Genomic DNA, 8,662 nt, shown 5'->3' with positions numbered 1-8,662 from the left:
CTAGATTCATCCCGCTCTAGGTTCCTCAATCGACTCTCCGCCCGCACCGATTGCACGCCGGTACGTTTCGTCAGTGTCTTCTACATACACATAGAGGAAAGGCGGCATTGCTTCGCGTTCGCCATCGCCGCTGACCATCACGATAGGGTCGCCAATCTTCATCTCTGCCGGCGCCCCAGTCCGGTACTCGCCGGTCGCGTCGAATACGGTTTTGAGAAATTCGACCAAGCCCCTGACGTCGTCGGTGACGATTCTCGATGTGACGGTGCGCCAGCCATCGGGCTGAAATTTGACCATTTGCTCACCCTATCAGTCGGCCACGACAGTTGCATGAGGGGCAAGGGGTTAGCCATGCTGCGCCTCGTAGGCTCTGCACGTTACCGGCGGATCGGCGCGGTTGGCGCTGCAGTCGTTCCTTGAGGGATCCTAAGCTTTCTGCCGCAAGTCGAACAAGACCGCGTGCTCGGGCTATAGGGCCAGGTTCGGTCCTCAGGGCGCTTACCCACGTAGGAACAGATGAATTTCCTGACCGGGATGTTCAGTGGACGGGTAGGGAGACCCATTGGCCGTGAAACCGCGAGCCGGCAAGATTCGCCGCATGGCGGCATTATTGCTGCGTGTTGTAGCGAACACGGCTGATCCGCTTGCGAATGACAGCGCCGCGTCGACGAGACGCCAGCCCAATTTATGACGGCGATGGCTTTCTGCGACGCCCACATACCCTAGTTCGGCTGGGTAGGCGGCGGCGTCCGCATTTGATTTCGACTTGGCAAAGACGGCGGTTCGATAGTCCGGCTCTGGATTTATAATCGCGGCAGTTCCGACCAGCTTCTTACCGTCATAGAGCATGACTAGGCCCCGCGCACCCTTGATGCGTTCCAGCAGCCCATAGTGGGAAACTTCGCCCTCCGAAACAACCAACTTGACAAAGGCATCGAGTTCTTTGTCGGAATACCCATGCGGGGGCCTGGCGGTCAACGAACTGAGATGTTGCATTGCTTGAGCATAGGTCACTCAGATTGAGGTCGCAAATTCATCGACACGGGCGGGCCGAGAGCGAGGCAATTTTCATGCGTGAATTGCGCGCCGGCGCTCGCGGTCTCTCTCGGCGAGGCCCTCCGCGCCGCCGGGCTGCCCTAGTAACGGTGCAATTTACGATGCTTGCACAACCGGACAGCAGCGAACGTCTCCTTGTGGGCGCATCACGGTCACCGGTCCTTTGATCCGAAGGTCTGCTTTCCACCCGTTGCGGACGGTCAGACTAGTTCTGTGCAAGAGCCGACTGAAAGTCTTTGGTGTTGTTGCGATTGGGATAGGACTGGTCCGGCACCGGCACACCGAGATGCAGGCAGAGCGGCTTCCATCCATCTCCCAGATTGTGGACCAGCAGCCGACCCGGCGGCACTGTCGCAATGACCGCCCTTACATTGGCTTCGTAGACGGCTATGGCATTGGCGCGATCGTGCGGCCGGCCGCCGAAGACCTGCCTGGAGATCAAGGCAAGACCCAGCGACTCCTGATCCGTGCTCTGGCTGATGCCTGCCAGGATCGTTTTCTCGAAGCTTTTCCACCAGCTTTCCGGCGATCGGTATGTCAGGATGACCCGGGCGCCCGGATAGAACTCAATCAGGTCGCGCCAATAGTGCGCCGAGGGCCAATCGATGCAGGACGCGTAGCCCGCAAACAGCTGGCTCCAGTCTGGTGCCGCGCCCTGCGCCAGAGCACGCCAAAGCCGCTTCTGGTCTTCATTGGCCATGACTTCGGACATGTGGTGACAGGGGCCGAAGCCAAGGATCGTCAGCGCCTCGCGCATCGAATCCGTTCCTGTCCGGCCAAAGCCCGTTCCGATTACCCTTATCGCCATTGTCTCCCCCGGTTCAGGCCTACAGCCGTCAGATCAGTCGCTTGCGAGCACCATCCGCAGGCGGTTTCCTTCAGGGTCGGAGAGGTCCAGCGCCCCGCCCGTTTGCAGCGAGGGCAGGTGCGCATCGCCGAGACGTCGCGCGACGGCCGCGAGGTCTTCCCGGGTCGGAAGCACGACGGTGAAACGCTCCAGACCTGCCGCGCCGAGCGGTGGCTCCTTCAGCTCGTCGCGAGCCCAGATGTTGAACGCCACCATGTGTGGGCGTTCCTCAGTGCCGCAGTCGAACAGGCCAAACGTTGCAGACTGGATATTTGGCCTGAAGCCAAGCACGCCGAGGTAGAACGCCATCAGCGTTTCGGGTGATCGCGCGCGCATATGGATGTGACCGATGAAGGTATCCGCCGCCAGCGGAACTTTGACACGGTCCGCCGGGTCGAGCTCCTTTAGCAATCGATCGATATCCAGAGGTTCGAGCCCGGAATGCCTTTTGCCGTCCTTGGCGACAAGCGAAACACCGCCGCCAGCCATCTCTTCCCTGGAAGCGAAGCGCCCGGGCGTGTCGAAGCAGATCTCGATCCCGTTGCCGGAAGGATCGGAAACGTAAAGGGATTCCGAAATCAGGTGATCCTGGGCGCTGTGCCTCAGGCCAGAGGCCCGCAGCCGGGCGGCGACCCGGGCCAATTCCTTGCGTGTCGTGACATGGATGGCGACATGAAAAAGATCGCGGGACTTTGGAGGCAGGACGGTTGTTGCCCCGGCGTGCAGCACAATAAGAGTCTTGCCGTCGACGCCGAGTTCGGCGGTCCCGCCGTCCCTGGTCAGGGTCGAGAGGCCGACCACGTCACGCCAGACCGGTAAGGCGGCTGGAATGTCGACGACGCGCAGATGAACCGGGCCGAGACGGGTGGTGTTGGGCAGAATTTCTTGGCTCTTCATCGGCCGTTCCCTGCAGCGCTGGAACATTAGCTGCGAAAGATATGCCTGTCTTGCGCATAGTTCGGGTCGACCGCTCCCGGGTGCGTATTCGCCTGTGGTAGCCGGGCCGTTGCCGCCCTTGCTGTCATTTGCGATAGCCGGCGGATGGGGGAGCAGATGGACAAGGCAAGCGCGGAGCACCGCTACGAGGACTGAGACAAGCTCAAAACGCGGAGCAGGATGCGCTCGGCGCCTTCGAGCCCGTCATGACGCATTCCTTCGGAATTGATCCGCAGGACGGCCGGCCCGTGATGTTCCACTCTCAGATGATCTGCGACCTAGCGACCGTCGTCGACATCGGTGAGTCGTGATCGACGAGCCTAAGCACATATTGAGGCCGACCGCTGGCTCTCCGCCCCAATGCCGCATCGTGGAGGTGGTGCGTCGCTACCGCGTAGGGTGGTCGTGGCATGAGTGCCGATGTCCGCTTGGGTCAAAGTCGACATTCAGCCGGCAGGCAAATCAAGCTAACAGAGTAGCCGAGAATTTCGTCCAGTTCAGATCGCCACCGTGCACTGGTGGCTCTGAATCAGGTGCTTCTGCAAACGGTGAAGGAAGTCCCCAGACCGCCCCTTGGATCTTGTAGGGCTCTACGGGGCCGGTGAAGCCGCCCCTACGGTTGGGTAGCGACTGCGCGAGACCGGATGGCCATCGCTAGCTCTCCGCATGGCTAAAGACCACAGCGCCGTTGTCGTTACGAACTTCAACGGCGACGATTCCATCGTCACCTTTTCGGGTCTGGAACATCGAGATTGCATGGTCTTTCGCAGTCTTCTCGGCGTCGAACGTCTCCTTGTCGACGATGCCCTGTCTTCCGTACCAGATGACAGTGAAGGCCATTTTTGGTCGTTCCTTTGCGCCAAGCATACAGGAATTCAGGGCGGTAGGGGATGAAAGCACGGTGCCACATTCAAGCATTGGCGCTCCACAGGGCCGGTGAACTAGCCGCATCTGGACTCCAAACGGCAAGAGGTCGCATTCTGCCCTGGGGGAAGAGGGGCATGGACAAGCACCCCTACGACAATCGCTCTGGACAGTGGCGCAAGGGTACCGCCGGCAAACGCCGTCGTCGTTCTGGCAACCCGTCGTGGTGGGTGTCCATCTTTGCGGGCGGCGCATTCCTGGCCGGCTTGCTGACCCTTGAAATCGGCCCACCTCTCGTAGGCTGCAACATCAAGGGCAATATCAGCTACAACACAGGCGAGCGCATCTACCATGTTCCCCGGACAGGAATACTACTGGCAGACACGTATAAGCCTTTGGAAGGGGGAGCGGTGGTTTTGCTCTGAAGCGGCCGCCCGCAAAGCTGGCTGGCGGAAATCGAGACCGGCCTTTTTATTGAGCATATGAGCCCAGTACGAAGACGCCATGTGGCGCGCTCGCCCAGTGTTACGACGCTGAGCTGAAGATCCACATGCAACGCCAGTTGCGAAGCGTCTCTTCGCTCAGCTGTCCGCGGTAGTGAGCGATGACGTCTTAAAGAGTGAGGTAGTTCGAGTCAGATACGGGGCGCTATTGCGTTGATCGAGTTCTTGATCGGCGACCGCCCTTGGCTACCAAGCGCAACGAACGCCGGCGGAAGAAAGAGGCGGCTTAAGGAAGTGACTTGGCTAGATCAACCGATGCCGCTCCTTAGATTCGTTTGCCCGTCGCCTCGTGCCATTGGTGTCAGTGGTTTTAGCTCGATGCGCCGCGTCGCTTTGAGCCCGATCTGTGTTCTTCTTCCTTCCGCTATCGCCGCCTTCATTCTCCCATCGCTCGATCGCCCTCCGTTCGAGCGCCTTACGCGTCTTAAGCACGTCGAACTCGATGCCGACGCCAGCCGATAGAGCTTCGCTCGCGATGGCGTCGGCAAGATCGGCGTCGGAGATTTCCAGTTCAGGAAAGATCTGTCTTATTGCTGCTAGGGCTTCCGAGAGAGCAAATGATTTCGGGTCTCTTTGGACCTCGTTGAGGAAGGCGCTAATTGCGGCGCGCACTTCAGGCTGAATTCGGTGGGTCGGGTCCGCGCTATTCATGGCGATTCTCCCTGGCAATCGTCTTAACGGTGCATACACGTTGAGGGTTCCTCACGCGCGCGGGCAGCAGTATAAATCCGTTGCCTTTGACAACCCGCCACAGCTAGGTCAGTCGTACTCGGGTCGTCCGCGGCGTGGCCAGGAGCAAACAGGTTTCGCTGCCCATTATCCCGGCTATGAGCCGAATGCGCCGTAGCACAGCATCGAAATCAGGCAATGAGGCCGTTCCAAGCTCGACCACCAGATCCCAGCGGCCGTTGGTCGTGTGGATGTTGGAGACTTCGGGCAAGCCACCCAGCGCCCGGATCACGCAGTCGGCAGCGTGGCCCTCAATCTCTACGAGCATGATGCCACGGATGCGCTGATCCACCGCGTCGGCACGCAAAACAACCGTGTAGGCGATGATCTCGCCGGATCGCCGGTCATGAAGCTCGCGCGTAACCGTATAGATGCCATCTGATGACGGCATCTCCTTTTTGAGCAGGCTGCGGCCCGCGATGGCAGCCGCAATTTCAAGTTCAGGCTATATGGTAGCGGCGGGGTTTTGAACCCCCGAGACGAAACGTCTTTATTATCAACCAGTTGAGAGGGATCAGGCCTGTCGGAGTCGGTACTCCTGACCCTGTTCGCCAAAAATCGACAACAATATCATATTGTTAGGTAGTAGTAGTGGTAGCGGGAGAGCGCTACCGCCTTTCCCCCCACTCGGCCTCGCCGTATTTCGCACTTCGTTGCCGCGGCTGACGCGAAGCTGAAGTCGCCTTCATGAAAATAACAGGTTCCGGCGGCGCCGCCATGCCAGACTCGGCCGCGTGATCGCGAAATTCAAGCCGATACAAATGAATTTGCCCGCGCCTGCAACGCGGGGTCCGAGCCGCGGATTGCCGCGCATCGCGGGCAGCGACGCGGGATCGAACTTCGCGAGCTTCTTTAGCGCGTCGGGCGCAAGAGACGAGCCGGACAAGTCACGTACATAGCCTGATAAATCACGAAGTTTTCCATCCGCATCGACCAGACCGGGCTTCTCCGACCCGCCCTGCCATAACGTAGCAGCCCCATATCCAACGTCCTTCAGAGTTAGTAGGTGGCGCGGCCGCCGGAGAGATCGAAGACCGACGCGGTGGTAAAACTGTTTTCCTTCGAGACCAGCCAGGCGACCATGTTTGCCGCCTCGTCGACTTCCAGGAACCGCGCGCGGGATCTTGGACAGCATGTAGTCGATATGCTCCTGCTTCATCTGGTCGAAGATCGGCGTACGAGCTGCCGCCGGCGTGATGCAGTTGACCGCAATGTCGTAGCCGGCGAGCTCCTTGCCCAGCGACTTGGTCAGCCCGATGACGCCTGCCTTGGAGGCCGAGTAGGCCGACGCGTTGGGATTGCCTTCCTTGCCGGCGATCGAGGCAATATTGACGATGCGGCCGTAATTGCGCGCCTTTATGGCCGGCACGACAGCGCGGTTGACGTGAAAGGTTCCGTTGAGATTGATATCGATGACGCGCCGCCAGGCGTCGAGAGGGTACTCGTCGAGCGTGTGATTGGGCCCGGCGATCCCCGCCGAATTGACCAGGACCGAAACGCCCCCGATCTCGCTTTCAGTGCGGGCGTGCGCGGCAAGCACCGCCTCGGCATCGGTGATGTCGACCACGACTGCCCTGGCTGCATCGCCGAGCTCGCCAACCGCCGCGTCCAGCCCCGCCTGGTTCATGTCCCACAGACTCACCCTTGCGCCGGATGCGATCATCCGCCTGGCAAAGGCCAGGCCCAACCCTTGCGCTCCGCCGGTCACGACGGCAACCTGTCCTTGAAGATCTATTCTGTTCATTCCATTCCATCCCTGGCGTTGTTCGATAGATCCGCGGTCACACGCTCTTGCAGTCCCGGTTGGCGCACGTCGACATAGTCGCCGGCAAGGTCATCGGCCAGACCGGTTGCGAGCCAGGCAATCGCCTGCGCCGCGCGCTCGGGCGGGTCGAGGTTTTCCCTGGGAATGTCGGAGACCGCATTGATCCTGGCGTCGCGAATGGCGGCTTGCATGCCGGTGTCGACAAGCCCCGGGGCGAGTGCGAACCCCAAAATGCCGCTGGCTTCGCCTTCGAGTTGGATCGACCTGGTCAGCATCAGCAAGGCCGCCTTGGAGGCGCAATAGGCGGCCCAGCCGGACATGGCGCGGGTTGCCGCGCCGCTGACGATGTTGACGATACGGCCACCACCGAAATGCGGCCAGAGCGCCGTGGTCAGGGCGGCCGGGCCGCTGACATTGAGGGTCAGCGCGGCGTCGAAAGCCCCAGCGTCGAGTTCGACCAGGCGCGCCATCGGTGCAATGGTCGCGGCGTTGTTGACGAGGATGTCGATCCGCCCGTGCAGCTTGAGCGCCTCCGCGACGCGATGCGGGATCGCATCCAGATCCGCCACGTCCAGCATGAAATCCGACGCCACGCCGCCGGTCACTGTTACGGCATCGACGACAGCGCTGCAATCGCCGGCGTGGCGCCCGGAGGCAATGACGGTGGCGCCAAGCTTTGCCAGCGCAACCACGGTCGCGGCGCCCAACCCAGTTCGCGCACCGGTGACGAGTGCTACCTTGCCGTCCAGCAAACGCGTCATTTCGACGGCCCTCGCAATCCGGCCTCGCGAACTGCCTCAGCAGCAGGGGTCGCGGCATAGGCCTGGAAGCCACCGGTGACGTTGATCAGCTCGCCGGTCACGAAATTGGCGTCCGGCCCCATCAGCCACGCCACCGCGCCGGCAACGTCCTCCGGCTTGCACCAGCGATGCAGCGGGATGGTCGCGACCACATCCGCCTCGAAGTCCTCCCAGCTCTTGCCGAGCCTGTCGGCTTTCTGCCGGAACAACGCTTCCATGCCGGTTCCCGGTCCGACATGCCCCGGAGCGACCGCGTTGACGCGCACGCCGCTGGAAGCCATCTCGATGGCCAGGCACTGGGTGAGCCCCCACATGGCGTTTTTCGATGCGATATAGGCCGACGAGAACGGGTTGCCGAAGCCGAGCTTGGTGGCGATGTTGACGATCTGGCCGGCCTGTTGCGCCGCCATGATGCGCGCGACCTCGCGGCACATCAGGAAGGTGCCGCGGCTGTTGATATGGAAGATGCGGTCCCAGTCTTCGACCGCCGTTTCGACGACCAGAGCCTGCATGTGGACGCCGGCATTGTTGACCAAGCCGAACAGCCCGCCATGCCGACCGACGACGGCTTTCACTCCGGCGACCACCGAAGCTTCGTCGCCGATGTCGATGACTTCGAAATCGCAGCCTGTGGCTTTTGCGGCGGCCTCGGCCGCGACGCCGTCACGGTCGGCGATGACGACACGATAGCCGCCTTTGGCGAGCCGCGCGGCGATGGCGCGGCCGATGCCGCCGGCCCCGCCGGTGACGATGATGGCGCCCGAATTCATGCGGCACTCCAGGCGCGAAACAGATCGCGCATCTTTACGGTTTCCGTCAGCACATCGTCATGCACGGTGTCGAAATAGCCCTGGTGCACATATTCGCATGCCAGCCAGCCATCGAAACCGGCATCGCGAAAAGTCGAGGACATCGCCGGGAAGTTGAGCGTTCCCTCTTCGAGCTTGGTCTGCAGCGCGCCGGGGCGCGCCTGGCGCAAATGCGCGTGCCCGAACCATGGCGCAAGCGCGTCGATCTCCTCTTGCCGGTAGCCGGAAACGGCGAAATGCGCATAGTCGATAGCAAGCTTCACACCCGCCGCCCGTTCGCACAGTTCGGCAGTCAGATGGATGTTCGGTCCTCCAGCAGTAAGCCGCCCACGGATAAACGGGACCTGCCTGTC

At 61.3% G+C, this 8,662-nt stretch carries 10 protein-coding genes and 3 pseudogenes; 1 reads left to right on the top strand and 12 read right to left on the bottom strand.

Translation table 11 applies throughout. The annotated features are described in order from the left end of the window. Nucleotides 1-6: 6 nt before the first annotated feature. The 5 genes from FCU66_RS27280 to FCU66_RS27260 form a co-directional block, all read right to left on the bottom strand. Entirely contained in the window at nucleotides 7-297 is a 291-nt protein-coding gene (locus FCU66_RS27280; RefSeq protein ID WP_136615888.1) for a VOC family protein, read from the bottom strand. Between the two features lie 201 nt (nucleotides 298-498). Next, nucleotides 499-996 (bottom strand): GNAT family N-acetyltransferase, encoded by a 498-nt coding sequence (locus FCU66_RS27275; protein WP_136615887.1) that lies wholly within the window; start codon nucleotides 994-996, stop codon nucleotides 499-501. A 265-nt stretch (nucleotides 997-1,261) separates the two neighbouring features. Beyond that, the gene (locus FCU66_RS27270) at nucleotides 1,262-1,864 is read right to left on the bottom strand and encodes a sulfotransferase family protein (RefSeq protein ID WP_136615886.1); all 603 of its coding nucleotides are present in this window, start codon (nucleotides 1,862-1,864) and stop codon (nucleotides 1,262-1,264) included. Between the two features lie 33 nt (nucleotides 1,865-1,897). Then, on the bottom strand, nucleotides 1,898-2,800 hold the full coding sequence (locus tag FCU66_RS27265; protein ID WP_136615885.1) for a VOC family protein: 903 nt from the start codon (nucleotides 2,798-2,800) through the stop codon (nucleotides 1,898-1,900). Between the two features lie 693 nt (nucleotides 2,801-3,493). Further along, nucleotides 3,494-3,679 carry a hypothetical protein gene (locus FCU66_RS27260; protein ID WP_111549063.1) on the bottom strand — a complete coding sequence of 62 codons (186 nt, stop codon included), beginning with the start codon at nucleotides 3,677-3,679 and terminating at the stop codon, nucleotides 3,494-3,496. Nucleotides 3,680-3,840: 161 nt separating this feature from the next. Between FCU66_RS27260 and FCU66_RS27255 the strand changes: the two are divergent. Continuing rightward, nucleotides 3,841-4,189, top strand: a pseudogene (locus FCU66_RS27255) (sunset domain-containing protein). 260 nt (nucleotides 4,190-4,449) lie between these two features. Here the strand turns inward: FCU66_RS27255 and FCU66_RS27250 are convergent. From FCU66_RS27250 to FCU66_RS27220, 7 genes and pseudogenes are all read right to left on the bottom strand, one after another. Then, nucleotides 4,450-4,857 (bottom strand): hypothetical protein, encoded by a 408-nt coding sequence (locus FCU66_RS27250; RefSeq protein ID WP_136615884.1) that lies wholly within the window; start codon nucleotides 4,855-4,857, stop codon nucleotides 4,450-4,452. Between the two features lie 103 nt (nucleotides 4,858-4,960). Next, complete coding sequence (locus tag FCU66_RS27245; RefSeq protein ID WP_246094036.1) at nucleotides 4,961-5,326, bottom strand: Lrp/AsnC family transcriptional regulator; 366 nt, start codon at nucleotides 5,324-5,326, stop codon at nucleotides 4,961-4,963. Nucleotides 5,327-5,606: 280 nt separating this feature from the next. Then, nucleotides 5,607-5,916 (bottom strand): annotated as a pseudogene (locus FCU66_RS27240) (2-hydroxyhepta-2,4-diene-1,7-dioate isomerase); the annotation flags it as partial. An 18-nt stretch (nucleotides 5,917-5,934) separates the two neighbouring features. Then, nucleotides 5,935-6,679 (bottom strand): annotated as a pseudogene (locus tag FCU66_RS27235) (SDR family NAD(P)-dependent oxidoreductase). Next, nucleotides 6,676-7,461 (bottom strand): SDR family NAD(P)-dependent oxidoreductase, encoded by a 786-nt coding sequence (locus FCU66_RS27230; RefSeq protein ID WP_136615883.1) that lies wholly within the window; start codon nucleotides 7,459-7,461, stop codon nucleotides 6,676-6,678. The pseudogene FCU66_RS27235 and the gene FCU66_RS27230 overlap by 4 nt, the downstream one beginning before the upstream one ends. Further along, nucleotides 7,458-8,270: an SDR family NAD(P)-dependent oxidoreductase gene (locus FCU66_RS27225; RefSeq protein ID WP_136615882.1), complete on the bottom strand. Its 813-nt coding sequence runs from the start codon at nucleotides 8,268-8,270 to the stop codon at nucleotides 7,458-7,460. The genes FCU66_RS27230 and FCU66_RS27225 overlap by 4 nt, the downstream gene beginning before the upstream one ends. After that, nucleotides 8,267-8,605, bottom strand: coding sequence for a TIM barrel protein (locus FCU66_RS27220; RefSeq protein ID WP_281285546.1), 339 nt, complete (start codon nucleotides 8,603-8,605; stop codon nucleotides 8,267-8,269). Before FCU66_RS27220 ends, FCU66_RS27225 begins: the two co-directional genes overlap by 4 nt. Nucleotides 8,606-8,662 lie beyond the last annotated feature (57 nt).

This window comes from Mesorhizobium norvegicum, assembly GCF_004919685.1.
Lineage (GTDB): Bacteria > Pseudomonadota > Alphaproteobacteria > Rhizobiales > Rhizobiaceae > Mesorhizobium > Mesorhizobium norvegicum.
This window is presented reverse-complemented; position numbering and strand designations above follow the sequence as displayed.

Coding starts and splice junctions, on each gene's coding strand:
- FCU66_RS27280 (WP_136615888.1), bottom strand. CDS start 297: ATGGTCAAATTTCAGCCCGATGGCTGGCGCACCGTCACATCGAGAATC.
- FCU66_RS27275 (WP_136615887.1), bottom strand. CDS start 996: ATGCAACATCTCAGTTCGTTGACCGCCAGGCCCCCGCATGGGTATTCC.
- FCU66_RS27270 (WP_136615886.1), bottom strand. CDS start 1,864: ATGGCGATAAGGGTAATCGGAACGGGCTTTGGCCGGACAGGAACGGAT.
- FCU66_RS27265 (WP_136615885.1), bottom strand. CDS start 2,800: ATGAAGAGCCAAGAAATTCTGCCCAACACCACCCGTCTCGGCCCGGTT.
- FCU66_RS27260 (WP_111549063.1), bottom strand. CDS start 3,679: ATGGCCTTCACTGTCATCTGGTACGGAAGACAGGGCATCGTCGACAAG.
- FCU66_RS27250 (WP_136615884.1), bottom strand. CDS start 4,857: ATGAATAGCGCGGACCCGACCCACCGAATTCAGCCTGAAGTGCGCGCC.
- FCU66_RS27245 (WP_246094036.1), bottom strand. CDS start 5,326: ATGCCGTCATCAGATGGCATCTATACGGTTACGCGCGAGCTTCATGAC.
- FCU66_RS27230 (WP_136615883.1), bottom strand. CDS start 7,461: ATGACGCGTTTGCTGGACGGCAAGGTAGCACTCGTCACCGGTGCGCGA.
- FCU66_RS27225 (WP_136615882.1), bottom strand. CDS start 8,270: ATGAATTCGGGCGCCATCATCGTCACCGGCGGGGCCGGCGGCATCGGC.